Source organism: Azospirillum mesophilum, assembly GCF_053470405.2.
In genome coordinates this window covers 94,207-114,967 of sequence record NZ_JBPXMQ020000016.1, presented here as the reverse complement: position 1 = coordinate 114,967, position 20,761 = coordinate 94,207, and the positions used below count along the sequence as shown (strand labels likewise).

Annotated in this window: 17 protein-coding genes; 15 read left to right on the top strand and 2 right to left on the bottom strand. The window is 66.9% G+C overall.

Annotation, left to right across the window (positions count from 1 at the left end):
* Positions 1 to 89 precede the first annotated feature (89 nt).
* The 8 genes from ACSVC7_RS17260 to traN all read left to right on the top strand — a co-directional run bounded on the left by ACSVC7_RS17260 (position 90) and on the right by traN (position 10,292).
* Complete coding sequence (locus ACSVC7_RS17260; protein ID WP_448205433.1) at positions 90 to 812, top strand: DsbC family protein; 723 nt, start codon at positions 90 to 92, stop codon at positions 810 to 812.
* A gap of 11 nt (positions 813 to 823) precedes the next feature.
* The gene (traC, locus tag ACSVC7_RS17255; protein WP_448205432.1) at positions 824 to 3,238 is read left to right on the top strand and encodes a type IV secretion system protein TraC; all 2,415 of its coding nucleotides are present in this window, start codon (positions 824 to 826) and stop codon (positions 3,236 to 3,238) included.
* Positions 3,225 to 3,740 (top strand): hypothetical protein, encoded by a 516-nt coding sequence (locus ACSVC7_RS17250; protein WP_448205431.1) that lies wholly within the window; start codon positions 3,225 to 3,227, stop codon positions 3,738 to 3,740. Before traC ends, ACSVC7_RS17250 begins: the two co-directional genes overlap by 14 nt.
* Positions 3,737 to 4,249 (top strand): S26 family signal peptidase, encoded by a 513-nt coding sequence (locus ACSVC7_RS17245; RefSeq protein WP_448205430.1) that lies wholly within the window; start codon positions 3,737 to 3,739, stop codon positions 4,247 to 4,249. Before ACSVC7_RS17250 ends, ACSVC7_RS17245 begins: the two co-directional genes overlap by 4 nt.
* A 15-nt stretch (positions 4,250 to 4,264) precedes the next feature.
* Positions 4,265 to 4,684, top strand: coding sequence for a hypothetical protein (locus ACSVC7_RS17240; protein WP_448205429.1), 420 nt, complete (start codon positions 4,265 to 4,267; stop codon positions 4,682 to 4,684).
* 64 nt (positions 4,685 to 4,748) lie between these two features.
* The gene (locus tag ACSVC7_RS17235; RefSeq protein WP_448205428.1) at positions 4,749 to 5,960 is read left to right on the top strand and encodes a TrbC family F-type conjugative pilus assembly protein; all 1,212 of its coding nucleotides are present in this window, start codon (positions 4,749 to 4,751) and stop codon (positions 5,958 to 5,960) included.
* Entirely contained in the window at positions 5,957 to 7,105 is a 1,149-nt protein-coding gene (locus ACSVC7_RS17230) for a TraU family protein (RefSeq protein WP_448205427.1), read from the top strand. The genes ACSVC7_RS17235 and ACSVC7_RS17230 overlap by 4 nt, the downstream gene beginning before the upstream one ends.
* A 445-nt stretch (positions 7,106 to 7,550) precedes the next feature.
* Complete coding sequence (gene traN, locus ACSVC7_RS17225) at positions 7,551 to 10,292, top strand: conjugal transfer mating pair stabilization protein TraN (protein WP_448205426.1); 2,742 nt, start codon at positions 7,551 to 7,553, stop codon at positions 10,290 to 10,292.
* 67 nt (positions 10,293 to 10,359) lie between these two features.
* Here traN and ACSVC7_RS17220 read toward each other — a convergent pair whose 3' ends face one another.
* Together ACSVC7_RS17220 and ACSVC7_RS17215 are read right to left on the bottom strand one after the other, a co-directional pair.
* Positions 10,360 to 13,743: a hybrid sensor histidine kinase/response regulator gene (locus ACSVC7_RS17220; RefSeq protein ID WP_448205425.1), complete on the bottom strand. Its 3,384-nt coding sequence runs from the start codon at positions 13,741 to 13,743 to the stop codon at positions 10,360 to 10,362.
* A 407-nt stretch (positions 13,744 to 14,150) separates the two neighbouring features.
* A complete protein-coding gene (locus ACSVC7_RS17215) occupies positions 14,151 to 14,990 on the bottom strand; it encodes a hypothetical protein (protein ID WP_448205424.1) in 840 nt (279 codons plus the stop codon).
* A 570-nt stretch (positions 14,991 to 15,560) separates the two neighbouring features.
* Between ACSVC7_RS17215 and ACSVC7_RS17210 the strand changes: the two genes are divergently transcribed.
* The 7 genes from ACSVC7_RS17210 (at position 15,561) to ACSVC7_RS17180 (ending at position 20,696) form a co-directional block, all read left to right on the top strand.
* Positions 15,561 to 16,043 carry a single-stranded DNA-binding protein gene (locus tag ACSVC7_RS17210; protein WP_448205423.1) on the top strand — a complete coding sequence of 161 codons (483 nt, stop codon included), beginning with the start codon at positions 15,561 to 15,563 and terminating at the stop codon, positions 16,041 to 16,043.
* Between the two features lie 134 nt (positions 16,044 to 16,177).
* Complete coding sequence (locus tag ACSVC7_RS17205; RefSeq protein WP_448205422.1) at positions 16,178 to 17,044, top strand: hypothetical protein; 867 nt, start codon at positions 16,178 to 16,180, stop codon at positions 17,042 to 17,044.
* Between the two features lie 86 nt (positions 17,045 to 17,130).
* On the top strand, positions 17,131 to 17,334 hold the full coding sequence (locus ACSVC7_RS17200; RefSeq protein ID WP_448205421.1) for a hypothetical protein: 204 nt from the start codon (positions 17,131 to 17,133) through the stop codon (positions 17,332 to 17,334).
* Positions 17,335 to 17,488: 154 nt separating this feature from the next.
* Positions 17,489 to 17,647, top strand: a complete 159-nt coding sequence (locus tag ACSVC7_RS17195) for a hypothetical protein (RefSeq protein WP_448205420.1) — start codon at positions 17,489 to 17,491, stop codon at positions 17,645 to 17,647.
* Positions 17,648 to 17,753: 106 nt separating this feature from the next.
* Entirely contained in the window at positions 17,754 to 18,728 is a 975-nt protein-coding gene (locus tag ACSVC7_RS17190) for a YqaJ viral recombinase family nuclease (RefSeq protein ID WP_448205419.1), read from the top strand.
* A gap of 150 nt (positions 18,729 to 18,878) precedes the next feature.
* Positions 18,879 to 19,862, top strand: coding sequence for an AAA family ATPase (locus ACSVC7_RS17185; protein ID WP_448205418.1), 984 nt, complete (start codon positions 18,879 to 18,881; stop codon positions 19,860 to 19,862).
* 12 nt (positions 19,863 to 19,874) lie between these two features.
* On the top strand, positions 19,875 to 20,696 hold the full coding sequence (locus ACSVC7_RS17180; protein ID WP_448205417.1) for a hypothetical protein: 822 nt from the start codon (positions 19,875 to 19,877) through the stop codon (positions 20,694 to 20,696).
* Positions 20,697 to 20,761 lie beyond the last annotated feature (65 nt).

Sequence of the window (20,761 nt, the reverse complement as noted above, 5' to 3'; positions counted from 1 at the left end):
GTGCTCTGGGCGCGCATCTGGAGGGCGCGCGATGGCACGAGCACAACCGGTATCTTGGCCGCTCGAACGGAAACCCTGGAGAGCGGACGATGAGGATTGCGCAGGCGCTCGCGGCGGCGGGTCTGGTCATGGCGATGGCGGCACCGGTGGCCGGGCAGGAGATGCCGCCGCTGCGGCCTGGAGGGATCGGCGGCGAAATCCTCGGCACGCAGCAGCTGCCCGGCACGCCGGTCACGGCGGTCGAAAGCTCCGACCTGCCGGGTCTCGCCTTCCTCGTGGGCAACGGGCGCTTCGTCATCGTCGGGCGGGTGTTCGACACCTGGGGCATGAAGGAGATCAAGTCGCTGGCGGAGGTCCGCGCGCTCGGCGACCGGCTCGACCTGTCGGCGCTCAAGCTCGACTTCCAGGCGTTGGGGCCGCTGCGCGTCGGCACGGGACCGCAAACCGTGCGGGTGTTCGTCGACCCCAAATGCCCGTACTGCCACCGCCTGATGGAGCAGATGGCGGCGCTCAGTGATGCCTACACCTTCGAGCTGCTGGTCATCCCGGTCCTGGGCGAACAGTCCAAGACGCTGACCCGCGAGATCAGCTGCGCGACCAACCGTGAAAATGCGATCGCGGAACTCGTATCCGGAAAGTTCACCACGTCGCTGGAGCAGGCCGAACCGTGCGACCTGGTGCCGATCCAGAAGCGCCTGGTCACCGCGCAGATCCTCGGCGTCTCGGGCGTTCCCATGACGATCGCGCCCGACGGTCGCGTGTTGCGCGGCTACCGCCCAGACCTCGGCGCGTGGCTGGACAGCCGGTCGTAGTGGGGACGGCCATGCTGGACGAAGAACACCGGAGCATCGACCGGGCCAACGAAAAGTTTCCGGTCCTCGCCTACGAGCCCGAAACCCGCCTTTTCTATCTGGAAGACCAGACCCTGGCCTTCGCCTTCATGTGTCAGCCCCTGACGTCCGGCGACGACAAGGCCTTCAACCGCATCAACGTCCTGCTGAACGAGAACTGGCCGAAGGACAGCTTCGTCCAGTTCGTGTTGTACGGCGCGCCGGACATCGGCGATTACGTGTCCGGCATGCTGGGCTTGCGCGAGGGCCAGAGCGATCCGCTGCTGATGGAAACCATCCTGAAGCGCGCGAAATTCATGACCGAAGGCACGCGCAAGCCGCTCTACGGCGGCTCCGCGATGCGCGTCCGCGACATCCGGCTGATGGTCGTGGTCAAGTGCCCGATCCCGAACCCAGAGCCGACCCCGCATCAAAAGGCCGAAATGACGCGGCTGCGGGTCATCGTCGAGACGGCGCTGACCAACATCGGCTTCCAGCCGGAGGCGATGACGAAGGACGACTACGTCCACGAAATGTCGGTCCTGCTCAACCACGCCCCGCACGCCTCGTGGCGCCGACGCCGCCAGGAGGCGGACCCGGACGAACTGCTGCAGGATCAGATCCTCGACTTCGATTCCGCCATCAAGGTGCACAGCAAAGGCCTGCAGGTCGGCGACACCCACGTGCGGCTGCTCAGCGTCAAGAAGTTCCCGCAGCGCGTGGCGTTCGGCACGGCGCTGACGTACCTCGGTGACGCGATTCAGGGCATTCGCGGCATCTACGGCCCGTTCGTCATGTCGGCGACGCTGTATTTCCCCGACCCGACCAACCTCAAGGATCGCCTGGGCACCAAGAAGCAGATGGCCATCAGCCAGAAGCTCGGCCCGCTATACGCGCGCGTGCCGAAGCTGAAGGAGAAGGCAGACGATCTGGAAAACCTGTTCAACGCCTTTGAGGACGGCCATCGGCCGGTGAAGCTGTTCCTGGCGTTGATCCTGTTTGCCGACAGCGAGGCCGGGGCCGACGCGGCGGTGTCCAACGCGATGAACTACTGGGGAGAGTGCGGCTTCACGATTCTCCCGGACCGCTTCTACTGCCTGCCCCTGTTCCTCAACGCCATGCCCTTCGGCCCCGACCGGGCGGCGCTGCGAGACATCTACCGCTACAAGACCATGTCGACGGCGCACGTCATCCCGCTTCTGCCGGTGTTCGCGGACTGGAAGGGGACCGGCACCCCGATGGTTAATCTGCTGAGCCGCAACGGCCAGATCATGAACGTGTCGCTGTTCGATTCCAGCGCCAACTACAACTGCTGCATCGTCGCGCAGTCCGGGTCCGGCAAGTCGTTCCTGACCAACGAGTTCATCAGTTCCGAAATGAGCGCCGGTGGCCAGGTCTGGGTGATCGACTGCGGCCGGTCGTACGAAAAGCAGTGCGCGTTCTACGGCGGCGACTTCATCCATTTCGGGCCGGACACTGACATCTGCCTGAATCCGTTCGAAATCGTCCAGGATTACGAAGAGGAGGCCGACGCCCTGGTTGGCCTGCTGGTGGCGATGGCGGCGCCGAACGAGCCGCTGACGAACCTCCAGCTGGCCGAGTTGAAGCGCACGGTCGGCGAACTGTGGGATGAGCTGAAGCACACGCTGATCATCGACAACGTGGCGGAAAAGCTGAAACAGCACGAAGACCAGCGCGTCAAGGACATCGGCGTTCAGCTCTACAGCTTCACCAGCAAGGGCGAGTACGGGAAGTATTTCAATGGCCGCAACAACGTGAAGTTCGACAACCGCTTCACGGTGCTGGAACTCGATGACCTGCGCGGCCGCAAGCATCTGCAGCAGGTGGTGCTGCTCCAGCTGATTCTGCAGATCCAGAACACGATGTATCTGGGCGCGCGCAACCGGCACAAGATGGTCATCATCGACGAGGCCTGGGCGCTGCTGGCCGAAGGCAACGAGGTGGCCCCCTTCATCGAAGCCAGCTTCCGTAAGTTCCGGAAATACAACGGCTCGGCGGTGGTGGTGACGCAGGGCCTGGACGAACTTTACGCCTCGGACAGCGGCCGGGCCATCGTCGCCAACTCAACCAACATGTTCCTGCTCTCGCAGAAGATCGACGTGATCAATCAGGCGGAAAAGGAAAACCGTCTGCCGATCGGACCCGGCGGCTACCACTACCTTAAAACCGTGCATACCGTGAAAGGGAAGTATTCCGAGATGCTGTGCATTACGGACTACGGCCTGGGCATCGGGCGCCTGATCGTGGATCCGTTCCGCTATTACCTCTACTCGACGCACCCCGACGATGTGCAGGCCGTCTGGCGCAAGCAGCGGCAGGGCCGTGACGTGCGCCAAGCCATCGAGGAGATCATCGCTGAAAAGGGGCTGGTCGATGTCGCAGCCTGATCGCGGCGCCAGCCGCTTCTGGCACACCCTCACCGTCGTGGCTGTCGCGGCTGGGATCGGCGGCGCCGGCGGCTACGCGGCCAGCATGCGCCGAATCGACCAGCTCGAAGGCGAGTTCGCGGTCCGCCCGCGCATCGCCGTGGTCGACTTCCAGCCGATCATCGAGGGTGCCGCCGTCGGCGCGACCGCCGAACAGGTCGACCGGGCGGCGGTCGATCTGCGCGCGAAGGTTCACCGCCTCGCCGGCGCGGGGTTCATCGTGCTCGACGCGGCGGCGGTCCACGGGATGCCGCCGGGGTTCATCATTCCGGTCGACGGAATGTTTCCGACCGCCCGCCCTGCAAGTGTGGCCGCCCCGCCGGCAGGGCCTCCGTCGCCGGCACAGTCCGCCGCGCCCGCCGCCCTCTCCCCCGCCAGCAACGCCCCGACCGACGGCGCCGCGCTGCTGCAAAGCATGGGGCTTGCCTCGCCGGCGGGTCTGCGCCCGGAGCGGCTGCGATGATCGGAATCCGAAAGCGCGAGCCCTGGCGGCGCTTCGCCGCCAAGGCGCTCCTGGCCGGCGCGGTCGCGGCGGCGTGCGGAGCCTACCTGTCCAGCCGGTATGCGGTCGCCATCGATCCCCAGGTCGAGCGCTCGATGCCGGGCGTGCGGGTGCTGCTGATCGACCGCTACGACACGATGCCGCAGCGCGAGCAGGCCTACGCGTTTGCGGCGCGGGGCCTGGGCCCGTGGATCGCGGACGGCACGCTCGTCGCCAAGTTCGCGGACGGTCTGGCCGGGGACGAGGTGGCGATCACGACGAGCGAGGTGCGGGTCAACGGCGCGGTGCGTGGCGAGGGCCTGGCGCTCGCCGCGACGCTCGGGCAACCGGCCAGCCACTTCGAGCGCCGCTTCACGGTTCCGGACGGTGCCGTCTTCCTGCTCGGCCGGGCCTTCAACAGCTTCGACGGCCGCTACTGGGGTCCGATCCCGGCCGACCGCATCATCGGTCGTGTCTATCCCTTATTCTGACGGAGGCAACAGTCTATGAACACGCGTCTGACCCACCTGACGTTCATCCAGAACATCATCCGCGGCTACGACCACCAGTCGCTGCTCCTGAAGGGCGGCGCCCTCGCCGTGGTGCTCGTCCTATTCGTGGTCCAGATGCTGGCCAGCGGCAAGACCGCCGGGATCGCCGTGATCCATCTCACGGGCTTCATCCTGGTTCTGTCCCTGTGGCTGGCCGACGCCCGGCTGCACCAGCAGAAGGGGGCCTACGGCGCGCTCTACGACCGGGTGCGGATGGAGCCCGGCGCGGAATCCGATCTCAGCCTGCACGTGGACGGGCTGATCGAGCCGGCCGGTCTGCGCCGGGCCGCCTGGGCGACGCCGGTCGCCTACCTCTACGTCGGCTCGCTCGTCGGGCTGGCGGTGCTCGCCCTCGCGACGCCGTTCGCCAGCTGAGCCCCGTGTGACCGGGCGGGGCGCCAGCACGGCGGCCCGCCCGGCGCCTGCCAAGAGCCGCACCATGCGCCACCTCATCGCCCGGCTTGCCCTCGCCGCCATTACGGCCGGGGCAGCCCACTCCCCCGCCGTCGCGTCCGAACTGGACGACATCCGGCGCATCGCCGAACAGGCCCAGCGCATTCAGGACCAGGCGCGGTCGTCGGAAATGCCCGACTGGCTGCGTGGCACAGCCGGAGCGGTCGATGTCGCGCCCGAACGCGATAGCGCGGACCGCATCGCCCGGCAGGCGATGGAGCGCTTGGCGGGCGGGCAGCCGGGCGGCGGCGCGCCGGGCGAGGACGAACGTCCGCCGGCCACGGTGGCGGAGAAGGGCCGCACGGTCGTGGTCGCCATCAGCTGGTCGCTCGGCGAGGCGGCAATCCGCGACCTCCTCGCGTCGGCGCCGCCCGACGTTCGCTACGTCGTCCGCGGCCTGCTCGATGGGGAGAGGCTTACCGACGCCATCATCCGCCTGCGCCGCGCTGCCGGTGACCAGGAGCAGCCGCCGTCCGTCGTGATCGATCCAACGGTGTTTTCCGAGCACGATGTCACCGTCGTTCCGGAAGTGCTGGTCTTCGAGAACGGGGTCCTGGCGGCGCGGGCGCGTGGCCTTGCCCATCCGGGCGCGGTGCTGGCGCGGCTGGAGGCCGGCGAATGCGGCGACTTCGGCGCGCTCGGCCCGACCGAACCCATCGCGGAGGCCGACCTGATCGCGGTGATGCAGGCGCGGGCGGCGCAGATCGACCTGCGCGGCGCCAAGGAGCGGGCGCTCGCCAGCTACTGGAAGCGCGCGCCTCTCGTGGAGCTGGAGACAGCCACGGTCGAACGCACGCGCCGCATCGACGCCACGGTGGTGGTGAAACGCGACATCACGCTGCCCGACGGCCGCGTCGTCGCGGCGGCCGGCACCAGGATCAATCCTTTCCAGGTCATGCCCTTCCGCTACCGCCTGATCGTAATCGACGGCCGCGACCCCCGCCAGGTTCGGCAGGCGGCGCAGCTGGCCGCCGACGCCCCGCCGAACAAGCGGGTGATGATCCTGCTGTCCAGCTTGGACCGCGGCGCCGGCTGGGATGGCCTTCGCGCGCTGGAAGCCTCGCTCGGCCGCGGCGTGCAGGTGCTGACTCCGGAGATCCGGGACCGGCTCAAACTTGAAAGGGTGCCGGCCGTCATCGAGGGCGCCGGCTCCGTCTTCACCGTCCACGAAATTCCGCCGAAAGGAGATGCGCCGTGACCGTGCGTGCTCTGGCCGGGGCCTTTGCCCTGGCGCTCGCCCTGCTGACCGGCGCTGCGGCGCTCGCCGAGCCGCAGGCTCAGAAGCCCACCTGCCCGAACGCAGGCCTGCTGAGCGGGCGCATCATAAGTTCGCTCTGCTGGACGTGCATGTTCCCGATCAAGGTCATGGGCGTGCCTCTGATGAACATGAGTGGGTCGGGAACACCGAGCAAGTCGAGCGACCAAGCCGTGTGCGTGTGCCCGAGCAAGGATGGCAAGCCGAAGGCGGGGTTAGGCTTCGGAATGTGGATGCCGGTGCGGCTCGTGGAACTCGTTCGGACCCCGGGCTGCTCGACGGCTCTCGGCGGGATCATCCTGCCGCTGGGCGACATGCGCATGCAAGGCACCCGTGGCGAGGGTGTCTATGACAGCGGCGATAAGGGCTTTTTCCACTATCACACCTACAGCTTTCCAATCCTGTTCATGCTGGATCTGTTCATCGACGGCATGTGCTTCGCCGACGGCATGCTCGACATGGACCTGGTGTTCACCAGCGAGTTTGATCCGACGTGGTCGGAGGACGAGCTGTCCTTCTTCATGTTCCCCGAGAACGCGGCCATCGCCAACCCGCTTGCCATCGCAGCCTGTATGGTGGACACCGCGGCGGCGACCGTTGGGGAGCCGGTGGACAGCCTGTTCTGGTGTGCCGGCGGTTGGGGCATGCTCTACCCGATGGCGGGACGGCACGACGCTCCCGGAAGCTTGGCCAAAAACACATCGCTCCTCGCCGCACGGTCGCTCGCCATCGCGCACCGGCGTGGCCTCGCATGGCGCAGCATGGGCTCGGATGTGATGTGTGGCGGCGCGATCGACCCGCTGATGACGAAGTCCATGTACCGCTTCAGCATGTTCTTTCCGGTCACGCAGGCCACAACGACCAAGCGGACGGTTGAGGCGGTCCCCGGATCGGAAAACAGCGGCGGTACGGCGCAGCAGGCGGAGCAGTCGGGTAGCGGCAAGGAGATCTCCGTGCCGGGCAGCCATGTGCTTGGCTACCCGTCGATGCTCTGGGGTGACTGGCGATCGATCCCGGCGATCGGCGAGGACGCTCTCTACGTCATTTACCGCTGGGTGGATTGCTGCATCGGCATCGTTGGCGGGTAGAGGTGGTGGGCCGCGCCGAAATTCGTGCGACCAAGCCGAAATTCGTGCAACCAAGCTGCCGAAATTCCTGCGACCAGGAACGACGATCATGAAATCAAAATGCCAAAACATGTTGGGCCAGCCAGTGCGCCGGCCCTGTCGGCGGCACAGGCCAGCGTCAGGGGGCGGGCGGGAACACGACGCATCACGCGGTGGAATGGCCCTGCCGGCGTCCGCGTCGTCCCTGAGGGGAGGCCGCATGGGACGCCAACCGGTCCAGGCGCAAACGTCGTCTGTCGGATGCCCGAGTAGAGCGAACCGGCCGGACAGGCCGACGGGCCAGCGGCCCCGCCGACCAAGGGCGGAAAGGCGTCCGTCGGCATAGCGCGTCGACTGGCGTCCGTTTCGCAATCAGCGCAGCGCCCCACAGCCTCCCCCCGCAACGAACAGCATCCAACGGCGGCCCATGACCAGATTTGTGTCCGAGGACGGTTTTGAATTGCCGAGCCCCACCGACGGCACGCCGCCAACGTGGCAGCGCTGGGGGCGGGCCGCCGTGGCGGTGGTAGCCGCCGGGGCCATGCTTGTCGTGCAAACCGCTGCGTTGGCGCAGGACGCGATGACCAAGGCCGGGCGGAGCGGCGAGTCCTATGGCATGGCGATTTCGCGGGGCACGCTGCCGACCGTGGACGGCAACGGTGCGGTCACTCTGTTTCCGGGATCGTCCAACGCTCAGAGCACCTTCAACACCCAGGAGCTGTTCCCCGGCGCCTCGGGGTCGCTGGACGGTTTGAAGGGAGCTTATCAGAACGGCAGCGCGGCGCTGACCAAACAGGGGCAGGATAGCTACGCGACCCTGAAAACATCGACGACCCCCGAGGGGCAGGCGGTGAGCGTGGTGCGCGGATCGGTCACCCAGTCGCGCCCTGACCTGCGCAACGATCCGGTCTTCGGGGCCACCGACAAGGTGCTGAGCAACATCGACACCATCGCGAAGAACTTCAGCGATTGCTCGGTGGACACGATTTTCAAGTCCACCACCGACAAAGCGCACTTGGATGATATCCGGACCTGCGAACGGGTCAACGACACGAGCGGCCAGTGCACGCTCATACACGACTATTCCGTGGGGGTTCTGGAAGCCGTTTCCGGGGAGACGAGCTTCGAGTCATGTGGGGAAGGATGCCTCGACTTTTACGTCGGCAAAATCGGGAACAACTATTGGAAGGGCGAGGCGTGCGGGGTTCACAATGTCGCGGTCACCGTCCGACTGGTGGCGGCGGAGGCGATCACCTCGGCCACGCTCGAGTATGTGAAATGGGACGATTACATCCAGGTTTACATCGGCGACAACGTGGTGTGGAGCGGGCCGCCGGAAACCGGGCCGCGTCCCGCCAACTGCGACCTGATGTCAGACTTCGAGTTCATCCCCAACCTGGACGTCAAGTCCTCATTCGCGAAGAACGGGCTGCTGAAGTTCGGGTTGAAAGTGACGGTCGGCAAAGAAGGCGAAGGGTACGCCCGCATCCGCATCCGCTACGACACGTCCAAAGCGGTCCAGTCGAAAGGCTATTCCCCGACCGAATGCTACGACCGCATGAAGAAAGCGGACGACAAGTTCTGCAAGGTCACCTTTGAATGCACGGACCAACCGACGCTGGACGCCAACGGCTGCAGCACGATCAATGGCGTTCTGGTCTGTCCCTCGAATTTTACGGAGCCCGTGGCGAACGGCTTTTCGCCGCTGTGCCGCTCGACCAAGGTGACAACAACCTGTGACTTTTGGGAGGGTCAAGCGGAGTGTTGGACCGACCCGACCGGCGTGCAGCACTGCCCTACGGTATCGGGCAATGCGATGCCGGTCGACACGTGCAAGCAGTTGGAGGCGCAAGGATGCGGGTTCATCTCGTCGGAATGCGTCGGTGGCGCGAAGGGGGCCTCGGGCACGTGCTACGTCAACGAGGAGCGCTGGGACTGCGGTGGCGACGTGGATGTGCCGTCGATGACCCAGGAACGCACCTATGACTGCAAAGGCCCGCTGCGCTGCCAGGGCACAGAATGCGTCGACGCGAACAATGAAACCAACCCCGACTTTGCAAAGGCTGCGGCCGCGCTGCAAGCCTCCCGCTTCATGGCCATGGACAACGACTGCGCCAGTGAAGACCCGGACATCGTCTCAAAATGCCAGGTCTTCAAAGGCAATGCGCAAACGTGCAAAAAGGTTTTCGGCGGTATCGTCGATTGTTGCTCTCCAAAAAGTGCGGGGACCAACCTCGGCGATTACATGACCCTCGCCTTCGCCATGCGGAAGGCCGACACCGCGATTATGGCGATGGACAAGACCAGCGCGGTCCGGGGGGCGTGGGAAACGCTGCGCACCCCGGTCACCGAAGCGTGGAGTTCGGTCAAAACCCCCATCGTGGAGTCGTGGAACAGCATCTGGGACGGCTATGCAGGGGTGTGTAAGGCCGCGGCGTGCTGGGACGGCGCCGGGCACATGACCTATGGCGAAACGGTGTCCAAGGGATTCCTGCACGAGATCGAACAGGGGATCATGCAGGAAGTTTCGCAGTGGGTTGGCGAGACCTTCGGGGCCGAAACCTACAGCATGCTGTTCGAGGTCACCGCGACCGGCGATGTCGTGCTCGGGGGCATCATCGGGACGGCGCTCGGCTGGATCATGTGGGCCTACATGATCTATCAGATCACGATGATCCTCATCAAAATCATCTGGGAGTGCACGAAGGAAGAGTTCCAGCTGAACGTCAACAAACAGCTGCGAAACTGCCATTTTATCGGGTCTTACTGCGCATCCAAGGCCTTCGGTTGTGTGGAAAAGCGGGAATCCTATTGCTGCTTCAACTCGCCTCTCAGCCGGATCATACAAGAACAGGCCAGGCCGCAGCTGGGGACGACGTTCGGCACGCCGGAGAACCCGGAGTGTGGGGGGCTGACCGTGGACGATCTGCAAAGGATCGACTGGAACAAGGTCGATCTGAGCGAATGGATGGGGATCCTGTCGTCCACGGGGCACATGCCCGACCCGAACGCGATCACCTCGGACTCGCTGACCAAGAACAACTTCTTCCAGGACGCAAACGGCACGCGGCGCAACGTCGAGACGCGCTCCACCGATCGCCTGAACGGAATCGACGGGGCCGGCGTTCGCTCAGAAGCGTCCAAGCAGTATCGGATGGGGATCAACTGACGCAGTCGCCCGCCCGTTGGCACGGCCCAAACAGGAGTGGTCGGCGGGCGGGATGGGCGAGGCGGTGTCAGCGCTGCGTTGCAAGTTGGTCGGATTGGGCGGCCGACCAGTGCCGGAGCGACGCCAGCCCGGCCAAGAGGGTGGCCACATCGGCGGGCGGCGTGCCGCCGGCTTTGGCCGCCGCCTCAACCGTCGCGGCGATGGTGGCGAGCGCATCGGCGCCGGCCGAGCGGGCGGTGCCCTTGATGAGGTGGGCGACTTCGGCCAGGGCCTGCGCACTGTCGGGCTCAGGCCCGCCCACCGCCTGCTCCAAGCGCAGCGCCGCCTGGTCCAGCGTCGCGATCAGATAGCCGAGCGCTTCCAGGAGATCCGCCGGGTCGTGGCTGCCGATCATGTCCGCGAAGCGGTCGAGCGTGAGCGGCTCCACAGGCACAACGGCGTTCCCGGCGATCGCGTCTGCGGGGGATCCCGTTTCGGCGACGGGCCGGATCCAACGGCTCAGCACGGCCCTGATCTGGGCCTTCGACGCCGGCTTCGTGAGGTGGTCGTCGAAGCCGGCGGCGTTGAAGCGGTGCTGCTCGGCGGCGAGCACATCGGCGGTCAGGACGACGATCGGCAGCCGCCGCGCCCGGCCGACGGCACGCTCGTGGGCGCGCCACGCGGCGGTGAAGGCAGCACCGTCCATGTCGGGCATGTGCAGGTCGGTCAGCACGAGGTCGAACGCGTCGTCGGTCAACAGCGCGTCGAGCGCTTCGCGTCCGTTCGCGACGACGGTGACCCGCAGGCCAAGCGACACGAGCTGGCGGTGGAGGAGCGTGCGGACGAACGGCGTGTCCTCGGCCATCAGCACCCGCGCGCCGGCGAGCGGGTTGTTGGTGGAGGCGGCTTCGTGGACGCGGGCCGTTCCATCGGTCGCCCCGTCTGGCGCGCGCTCGACCGGCAGGACGAAGGTGAACACGCTGCCGTGGCCGACCCGGCTGCGCACGCTGATCGTGCCTTCCATCAGGGCTATCAGGCGGTGGCAGATCGACAGGCCGAGGCCGGTGCCGCCATAGCGTCGCGTGGTGGAGCCGTCGGCTTGCGAGAACGGCGAGAAGCAGCGCCGCGCCTGTTCGGGCGTCATGCCGATCCCCGTGTCGCCGACCTCGATCTGCAGGCGGGGCGCAGCCATCTCGTCCGGCTGGACCAGCAGGGCGCGCACCTCAACCCGCCCGGCCGGAGTGAACTTGATCGCGTTGCCGACAAGGTTGAACAGCACCTGGCGCAGCCGCATCGGGTCGAGATAGAGCCGGGGCGGGATCGCGTCGTCGACGGACAGGCACAGGTGCAGCCCCTTGCCGCTGGCCGAAATCCGGTGGGCATCGGCGACGGACTGGAGCAGCGCGCGGGGGTCGGTTGCGATGTGCTCCGTGGTGAGCTTGCCGGCTTCGATCTTCGACAGGTCGAGGATGTCGTTGAGGATGCCGAGCAGTGTCGCCGCGCTCTCGCGGGCCACGTCGAGCAGGTGGGCCTGGTCGCCCGTCAGCGGCGTCTCCCGCATCTCGTCGAGCATGCCCATGACGGCGCTCATGGGCGTGCGGATCTCGTGGCTCATCGTGGCGAGGAAGGTGGACTTCGCCCGCGCCGCCTCCTCGGCCTGTTCCTTGGCCTGCCGCAGCCCGAGTTCGATGTGGTGCTGGCGAGTCACGTCGCTGATGACGCCGATCAGCCGGGGCGCGTCGCCGCCGTCGGTTGGCGCGGTCCAGACCTGGCCGCGGAACGCGAGCCACCGCGTGCCGCCGTCCTGTGCCCGGAAGGGGCCGACCCATTCGAGGGTCCCGGTCGGGCGCCGGTTGGCCAGCAGCAGGGCAAAGGATTCCCGCGCCGGCGGGGCGATGTGCTCTATCAGCACGGCGAGCGTGGTGCCACCCGGCCGGTCGGCGCTGTGGCCGAGCAGGCGCCAGAAAAGCGGGGAGACGCGAACCGCGGCGAGGTCCGGCGAACGGTCCGACAGTTCCAGTTCGAAGGGGGCGACGCCCGCCGCCGCGATCAGCGTCTGCAGGTGGGCCTCACGGGCGCGCCATTGGACCTCGGCGTGCTTCGTCGCGGTGATGTCGGTCAGCCACCACGTCAGCGTCGGGTGGCTTTCGTAGTGGGATAAGGCGACGCGCACGTTGAGCCAGCGTGTGCCTGTCGGCAGCGCGACCTCCACCTCGTCCGCGCTTGCCGCCAGCCGCACGGCGGCCGGCATGAAGGAGGCATAGCCGAGATGCGCGGCCGCCTCGCCGTAGCCGTCCTCAATGAGAGACGCTTCGGACAGGGCTTTGGCGAGGGCATCGCCCAACAGTGCGGACGGGAAGATTTCAAGGAAGCGCTCGCCACGGCAGGCCGGTACGGATCGGCCGGCGATGTCGCCGACGGCGGCGTTGGCGAAGATGATGCGCGCGTCGCCGTCGGTCTCCGTGACGACGATGCCAACCGGGGTCAAAGAGAAGGTCGCCTGTTGCCACGCCTGCGCAGCCGCTTGCGCGTCGAGCGCCGCCTGTCGGACCGCGCGGTCGTGGTCGGCGTCGGTCAGCATCACCAGCCGGGCTTCCCGCGCGCGCAGCACCATGGTTTCGCGACGGGTTCCGCCGATGTCGAGCGGCAACCCGACGCCGTTCCGGTACGCCGTGAGCCACGCCTTCCATGGCTCACTGGAGGCAAGGTCCCTCTCGTCCAGGGTGGTCTCGATCCCGACCCACAACAGCGTGTGGGCGTCGTCGAGCAGATCGGCCATTCGGCTGTTCATGTCCGCGTACAGCAGCGCCCGCACCGCGGCCCCGACCGTCATGCCGGCGATCAGGGGCGGGTGTTCGTCGTCCCAGTCGGGCAGCATCGCGCGCAGCGGCGCGTTCCAGCAGACCACCCGATCCCGGCCGTCGAGGACGATCATTGGCACCGGGGCTTGTTTCGCCATGATGGTCGCGGCGAGGAGACACAGATCTTCGGCGCCGGAGGCTGGCTCGGTGTCGCGGCTAGAATCCGACAACGGCAGGAAGCAGATGACGATGCGCGGTTCGCCGGCCGGCCCGGGGACGCGCCACGCCGTCACGGCGACGGTCTCTCCCCCGCGCAGTTCGATCAGCATGTCGACGTCACGGTCCCCGCGCAGCAACTCCGCGTGCCGCCGCAGGCGATCCTCAATGCTTCCCGTGGTCTGCGACTGATGGTGACGGACGAGGAGCGGATCGGCGCGGTCGAGATGGCGAAGGTAGTCGGAGAAGGTGGCGGCGCCGGACTCGCGGATTTGCCGGGCCATCACCGCTCCTTGCTGGCTCCATTCGACCACCCGATCCTCCTCGTCGAGCACGAGATACGGCGTGCACCGGCCCACGGCGCTGCACTGGTCGCAGCGGCTGTCGCCCTGAGCGGTCGTGCAGGGCAGGCCCGTCGGCGAAGCGTAGGGACGACAGTGGCGGGGCGGCATCATCGGAGGGCTCCGGTGTGGCGATGGCGGGAATTGGGGGAATGCTCAGCGGAAGCGGGCGCTCACGCCGAAGGGCGGCGCGCGGCAGCCCGCCGATCCGCGGCACGGGAGCGTGGGGGACAACGCGCCGCAGCATCCGGCATGGCAGGCAATCCCGCCGCAACCGGAATGGCTGCGCGGAACCCGGCACGGGCGAGCGGCGTCTGGCGGAGCCGGGAACACGCTGCAAGGGAGGAGCGATGGGAAGGCGGTGCCGGGCGTGGCGCGTGGGCAAAGGGCCAAGGCCTGCGCCAAACGGGCCCGGAAAGGGGAGGGGGATGCTGTGCGCGGCGCGGCGGCCTCACTGACCGCCGCCCACCCGAGATCCCCCAAGCCAAGGTCATCAGAAAACGCGAGGAACGCTGCGGGAGTTACGCGGCCTTGTCGTGGCTCTCGCCGTCCGTCTCGTCGGCGTCCTCGTCCGTGGCGACGACCGCGTCATCGCCGATGGATCCCGGAGCCTTGTCCGCGGGCACGGCGTCCTCCTTGGTCGCGACGTCTTGGGCCTCGCCACCCGCCGGCGCCGCGGCCTCGGTTTCAAGCCCGGCCAGGTCGGTCGCCTTGCCCATGCGCGTCGCGCTCTCGAAGGCGCGGCGCTCGATGCCGACGATGCGGTTGGTCAGCCCCTCGATGGCGCGGACGTGCTTTTCGGCGATCTGGCGGCGGTCGGCGCGGGGCACCACGCGAAGCATGGTCAGCAGGTCGAGCAGGGCGATGGTGTCGTCCAGCTCGCGCACGATCTGGCAGAAATCCAGCGCGGACGCGGAGCTGATCTGGAAGGTCACCGGGACGCTGAGGGAGTACTTCATCTCGCGGGTGACGTCGCGGTTCTTCTGCACGGTCTCCAGCCGCTTTCGCTCGTTGGTGACGGCCTTGAGGACGGCGGCGACGGCAGCGTCCACGACCTTCCACACCTCGGTGGCATCGGCGGAACGGTCGATGATGGCCAGAATCACGTCCAGATTGAACAGCGAGCGCATGGCGCGGCGGTAGCAGCTCTCGACGATGCGCTGGGATTCCAGCGACCGCAGCGTCACCGCCTCCTCGATGACGGGGATCGAGAAGCGGCCATTGACCACGCGGGCGGTGCTGGTGTTGATCCGCCGCTTCAGCTCCGCGTGCGACGTGGAGCGCCGGAACCGGCGGCGCTGCTGGGGGGTGGGCGCCGCCGCAGCGCCGTCGGGGGCCTCGGTAACGACGTCCTGGGCCATTCGGTAAGCCTTTCCTGCTGGGGATGTGGTCAGGTTGCGCCCTGCAGTATGGGACAAAAGCGCCATGGAAAACCCGGCGTGCAGATGCGCGCTCACGTGAACTTGCGGCACCAAAAACGCCAAATGCGCGACAGATCGCCGGCGGCGTGGCCGAATTGGCGCATGGCTTTACAGCTTCGCACCAAGATGGTACGGTCCAGTCCATCTGATCGGCGCGCCTTGTGCCGTCGATTTGGCGAACGCCTCCGTTGGGGCGTCGTCCGGGACCCGCTCCGTTAACGCGATGACGGCTGGCCGTTGATCCAGCCGGGCACACCCGCCGGGGCACCGGCGGCTGCTCAAGGAGGCAAGGACCTCCAGTACAGTTTGGGCGGGCAGCACCCGCCTGCTTCCCGTGCAGGGAAGCACCCTGCACTTCCTACCATCCTGGCGCGACGGTGCGCCGTCAAACCAGCTTTCCACCTCACCGCGACCGTCAGCCGACGGCCGCGATGTCGTCGTGTCGACGAACCGCCGCTGCGGAATTCCCGCGCCGGCACCCTCAACTTTTTTGAAAGTGGGAGAAATACGATGAACGTTTGGACGTTTACGGGCCGCCTCGGCGCCGATCCCGAACTGCGCACGACGCAGAGCGGCGAAAAGGTGCTCGGATTCCGCGTCGCCAACGACGTGGGATTTGGCGAACGCAAGACCACGCAGTGGGTCGAGTGCTCGCTGTGGGGCAAGCGCGGTGAATCCCTCGCTCCCTTCCTCAAGAAGGGCGACCTAATCGTGGTCTCGGGCGAGCTGATGCTCCGTGAGTTCGAAAAGCGCGACGGCACCAGAGGTGCTGGTCTCAGCGTGCGCGTCAGCGAGGTCGCCCTCACCGGTGGTCAGCGCGACGATCAGGGCAGCGGCCACGGGGGCAATGGCAACCGTGGTGCCGGTGGCTACGGCAACGGCAACCGCGATGGCGGTGGTAACCGCGGTTCCGGCGGCTACGGCAACGGCAATGGCCGGAGCGGTGGCGGCGGGCCGATCCATGACGATCTCGATGACGAGATCCCCTTTTAGGCGGCGGCCTCCATGACCGGCTGGGCAAGCACCGCCCGATCATCTGATCCGCAAACAACCTGAACGAAACCCCTGGGGGCGCCACTTCCGCCTCCCGGCGGAAGGCGTCCCTCTGCAACAACTGGAGGGACAGCATGTCCAACACGGAAACCGATCTGGCCGGCACCATCGCGAAGGTCATCACGGAGGGCAACCTCAAGCTCTTCACGCAGGCCGAGCGGATCGCCTACTACGAAAAGGTCTGCGTCACCTTAGGGCTTAACCCCCTGACGCGGCCGTTCGAATACATCGATCTCAACGGTCGCTTGATGCTCTACGCCCGAAAGGAGGCGTCCGAGCAGTTGCGCATGATCCACGGCGTCTCCATCGAAAGGGTGGAGCGCGAGGTGATCGACGACGTCTGCTACGTCACCGCTTACGCCAAGAACAAGGCGGGGCGGACCGACAGCGACGTTGGCGCGGTGGGCCTCGTTCACCCTGATCGCTTCTTCGACGACGTGAGCAACCGGTGGCGTGACAACCCGAAGGCCGGCCAGCCGCTCAGCGGCGAGGACCTTGCCAACGCGATCATGAAGGCCACCACCAAGGCGAAACGCCGCGTGACCCTGTCGATCTGCGGTCTCTCGATGCTCGATGAAACCGAAATCGAGAGCGTCAACAACGCGGTGCCGGCGTCCTTCACGGACCCGATCCCGCTCCCGCAGGCCGCGAACACGCCGGCGCCGGCCCCGTCCGCCGCGAACGCGGAGACTGGACCTGTCCCCAGCGAAACCCGGCCCGAGGCTCAGCTGGCCCTGATCCCTGACGCAGACGTCAGCGAGAAGGTCGTCGGCGAAGTGAAGAAGTTCTGCGAACGGCTCGGCAAGACCCGGGCGTGGAACGGCGCACTGGATTACGTCCGGCGCCAGTACAGCGGCAACGAACAGCTCTACGCGGTCCAGCGCATCACCGCGCTGCGGCAGGAGCTGGAAGCCGCCGACGCGCAACAGACCGCCGCGTGATCAAAAGAACCCGCAACTCGGGGCGCACGATGCCCCGAGGCGCGGGGAGGGGTGCGCTCGCTTTAGACAAACTGAAAGGGATCAACATGCTGTCGTCCGAAGCGATCGAAGCCATGGTGAACAACGCCCTGAAGGCGGGCGGTTACACCCCGAAGCCCGTTCCGGCCACCCACCGCGCCTTCCAGCGCGGCAACGGCGGGCCGGCTGAAAAGCATGGCATGTCGCTGTTCGGCTACTTCGAAGCGAAGAAGCCGGCCGCGCAACGCCGCACCGTCCTGGTGTCGGCCTGACCATTCCGTCGTCTCGCCGCTCCCCGCCGGGGCGCTGCCGGACACCATCACGAGAGCCGGCCGCTCCCACAGCGGCCACGATCAACCCCGGTCGGGGGCGCCATGCCCCCTACAGGGGAGAGGTGCCCCGTCCGCCATGGATGGAGCGTCGTCAATGATCGCTTACGTGCTCGCCCTTCCGGGCCTCCTCGTCCTCCTGCTCGGTGTGCTCTGCCTGCTGCGGCGGCACCCCTGGCTGGGCATCGCCCTGTCGCTCTGCGGCGTGCGCCTGGTGACCTTCACCGGCGCCCTCGTCGCCGCGGCGGCCAGCTGATCAACGCGCCGCGCCGCCGTGCCCCGGCACGCCGCGCGATTTTCCGACAACACGCGCGCTCCCACACGGGAGGACCGGCGCGCCCTTTTCACGAGGAAATAGCATCATGAACGTGATCGATCACATTCAGGGGACGCCGCAGTGGCACGCTTGGCGCGCCGGCAAGGTGACGGCGTCGGAGGCGGCGGTGGTGCTGGGCAAGAGCCCGTACAAGACCCCGTACCGTCTCTGGGCGGAAAAGGTCGGCCTCATTCCGGAGGAGGACCTGTCCCGCAACCCCAACGTCCGTCGCGGCAAGCAGCTCGAAGAGGTCATCCGCCACCGGATGGCCGAATCCACGGGCATGCTGCTTGTGCCGATGTGCGGAGAGTGCTCGGAGCATCCCGAACTCGCCGCGTCCTTCGACGCCCTCGACGACGACGGCTGCCCGGTGGAGATCAAAGCCCCCGGACAGTCGGTGTTCGGCGACCTCGAAGCGCTCGGTGAGGACTCCGAAGCGTACCGCCTGTACTGGCACCAGGTTCAGCACCAGCTGCTGGTGGCCGGCGCCAAGCGGGCCACGCTGATCTTTGCCTGCGAGACGCAGACCGACGGCAAGCTCGACGTCATTGAGTTCACGATCGAACGCGACGACGCCTTCCTCGCCGACTACATCCCGACAGCGCTGGAGTTCGCCCGCAAGGTTCGGGAGAATGTCGAGCCCGACAAGGATCCGGCCAGGGATGTGTGGGCGCCCACCTCCGAGGAGGAGCGGGCGGCCTGGGACACCTTCGTCACGGAGTATCGGTCCGTGACGGCAGCGCTCGCCGCCGCCAAGGCGGAGATGGACAAGGCCAAGAAAGCCGTTGAAGCGGTCGAGCAGAAGCTCGTCGCCAAGATGGACGCCTTCTCCATCGCGGAAGCGGGTGGTCTTCGGATCAACCGGTTCCTCGTCCGCGGCACCGTCGACTACAAGGCGCTCTTGGCCGACCACTGCCCCGACCTTCCGGAAAGCGAGATCAATCGCTACCGCAAGAGCGGCAGCATCTCGACCAAGTTCACGCTGCAGAAGGAAAAAGCGACGGCCGCCAACGCGGCCTGATCCCAACAAGCAACCGGCCGTGCCTGACGACAGGCACGGCCGGAGATGAACGCCGCCACGCGCGGCTTTGACCAGAACCCCTTGGGGCGCACGACCTTGGCCCCGCAGGGGCCACGGGTGCGTCCGGATTTTTCACGGGAGCACCACATCATGACGCAGACTCAGCAGTACGTTGTGCGCGACATCACCGGCCTGAAGTCCTTCCCGGCTGATTTCACCATCGCCGGCTGGCCGGCTGCGGGGCACCACAAGGTCCCCGCGGTGGATCGGCACTACGTCTTCGAGAAGACCCTGACGGAAAAGCTGATCGCGTTCTTCGACCAGCCGCTGACCGACTCCATGTGGGTCTTCGGCCCGAAGGGGTCCGGCAAGACCACGGGCATCGAGCAGCTGGCCGCCCGGCTCAACTATCCGGTCTGGTCCTTCTCGGTGAGCAAGAAGACCGACGCGACCGATCTTCTCGGCCACCCGGTCCTCATCAAGGGCAACAGCGGCTTCCAGTACGGCCCGCTCTCCGCCGCCTACAAGTACGGCGGGGTGTGCATCATCAACGAGGCGGCGCAGCTCGATCCCTACGGGACGGCGTTCCTGCACGATGTGATGGAGCGCAAGCCGCTGGAGCTGGTGCAGAACGATGAAGTCATCCGACCGCATCCGATGTTCCGGCTGTTCTTCACGGCCAACTCGGGCGGGCGCGGCGACGACACCGGCCTGTACCAGGGTGACGAGCGGCTGAACTCCGCTCTACTCGACCGCTGCCGGTTCCTGAAGGTCGACTACATGGACCCTCAGGTCGAGGAACAGGTCCTCGCCCGCAAGGTCGAGGACATCGCCGACATCGGCAACGGCCAGCTGATCACCGCGATGGTGCAGGCGGCCAACGACATCCGGAAGGCGTACCTGGACGGGTCGCTGCCGGAGCCGATGTCCACCCGCGTGCTCATCCGCTGGGGTTGGCAGCTCCTGTTCAATTACGGCGCCAAAGACGCCGTGGTTGAAGCGTTGCGCACCGCCTACAGCGAAGGCTTTGACGATGGCGACCGCCAGGCGATCGAGAAGATCGTGTCGAACCGCATTTCCGATGAGGTGATGCAAGCGATCGGCGGCGACACCCAGCAGGCCAAGGCGGCGTAAGGGAGGGTACCGATGGCAAGCCAAAGCTATCTTCTCCTGCGCCACGACAACGGTGACGGCACCAGCAAGGACTGGGCCGTCGCGGTGATCGGCGAGGCCGTGGTCGTCCGCTTCGGCAAAACCGGAGCCGCGATGCAGCAGCGGGAAATCCCGCGAAGCAGCTGGAAGGCGCCGTCCGCGAAGGGCGAGGCCGACCGACGCATCCGCGAACAGGACGACCAGGGGTACGTCACCATCGGCACCTGCCGTTTCGACGCGAAGGGGCAGGTGCTCGACGTGGAGACGAACCCGTCCCCAGACAACTGGGTCCACACCATCGAGCGCAAAGCCGGGGAGCGGAGGAAGGCGGAACGCCTGTTCTTCTTCGAGATCAAGGCGGCGTCATGGAGAGCCATGGCGTTCGTCCTCGACCCGGTCGTGCGGTCGTTGCAAGGGCCGTTCAAGATCACGTTCGTCGGCCGCGAGGGGCTTCCCCAAGCGGCTCCGGTGATCGACGGCTGGCCCCTGCGGTTCGACGGTCACAGTGGAACCGGCGCGGTCAACGTGTCCGGAACCATCGACCGCGGCGCCGCGCCGGGGGCCTTGGTCTTTCTCCTCGCCCTGCGCGCGGAGGCCAAAAACAGCACGCTCCACACCGGCGAAAGCGCGGTGGACATCACCATCGTCGACGCCACCGGGGACCCGGTGGAGCCGACCATCAAAGGCGTGCAGACCGCCCTCGGCGTGTTCGGCACGGACACCTTTGACACGCACCGTACCCTGCTCACCGACATCGGCGTGATCCCGCAAGTGGTCCTGCTCGGTGATCGCGTGAAGCGCCGGTACCGCTTCTAAACAGCCGACGGCACCCGCCGTCCTCACTCACCCCACGGGGGCACCAACCGCTCCCGCCGGGAGAG

Bases quoted from the DNA above. Each gene is read 5' to 3' on its own strand.
- ACSVC7_RS17260 (WP_448205433.1), top strand. From the start codon at position 90: ATGAGGATTGCGCAGGCGCTCGCGGCGGCGGGTCTGGTCATGGCGATG.
- traC (WP_448205432.1), top strand. From the start codon at position 824: ATGCTGGACGAAGAACACCGGAGCATCGACCGGGCCAACGAAAAGTTT.
- ACSVC7_RS17250 (WP_448205431.1), top strand. From the start codon at position 3,225: ATGTCGCAGCCTGATCGCGGCGCCAGCCGCTTCTGGCACACCCTCACC.
- ACSVC7_RS17245 (WP_448205430.1), top strand. From the start codon at position 3,737: ATGATCGGAATCCGAAAGCGCGAGCCCTGGCGGCGCTTCGCCGCCAAG.
- ACSVC7_RS17240 (WP_448205429.1), top strand. From the start codon at position 4,265: ATGAACACGCGTCTGACCCACCTGACGTTCATCCAGAACATCATCCGC.
- ACSVC7_RS17235 (WP_448205428.1), top strand. From the start codon at position 4,749: ATGCGCCACCTCATCGCCCGGCTTGCCCTCGCCGCCATTACGGCCGGG.
- traN (WP_448205426.1), top strand. From the start codon at position 7,551: ATGACCAGATTTGTGTCCGAGGACGGTTTTGAATTGCCGAGCCCCACC.
- ACSVC7_RS17220 (WP_448205425.1), bottom strand. From the start codon at position 13,743: ATGATGCCGCCCCGCCACTGTCGTCCCTACGCTTCGCCGACGGGCCTG.
- ACSVC7_RS17215 (WP_448205424.1), bottom strand. From the start codon at position 14,990: ATGGCCCAGGACGTCGTTACCGAGGCCCCCGACGGCGCTGCGGCGGCG.
- ACSVC7_RS17210 (WP_448205423.1), top strand. From the start codon at position 15,561: ATGAACGTTTGGACGTTTACGGGCCGCCTCGGCGCCGATCCCGAACTG.
- ACSVC7_RS17205 (WP_448205422.1), top strand. From the start codon at position 16,178: ATGTCCAACACGGAAACCGATCTGGCCGGCACCATCGCGAAGGTCATC.
- ACSVC7_RS17200 (WP_448205421.1), top strand. From the start codon at position 17,131: ATGCTGTCGTCCGAAGCGATCGAAGCCATGGTGAACAACGCCCTGAAG.
- ACSVC7_RS17195 (WP_448205420.1), top strand. From the start codon at position 17,489: ATGATCGCTTACGTGCTCGCCCTTCCGGGCCTCCTCGTCCTCCTGCTC.
- ACSVC7_RS17190 (WP_448205419.1), top strand. From the start codon at position 17,754: ATGAACGTGATCGATCACATTCAGGGGACGCCGCAGTGGCACGCTTGG.
- ACSVC7_RS17185 (WP_448205418.1), top strand. From the start codon at position 18,879: ATGACGCAGACTCAGCAGTACGTTGTGCGCGACATCACCGGCCTGAAG.
- ACSVC7_RS17180 (WP_448205417.1), top strand. From the start codon at position 19,875: ATGGCAAGCCAAAGCTATCTTCTCCTGCGCCACGACAACGGTGACGGC.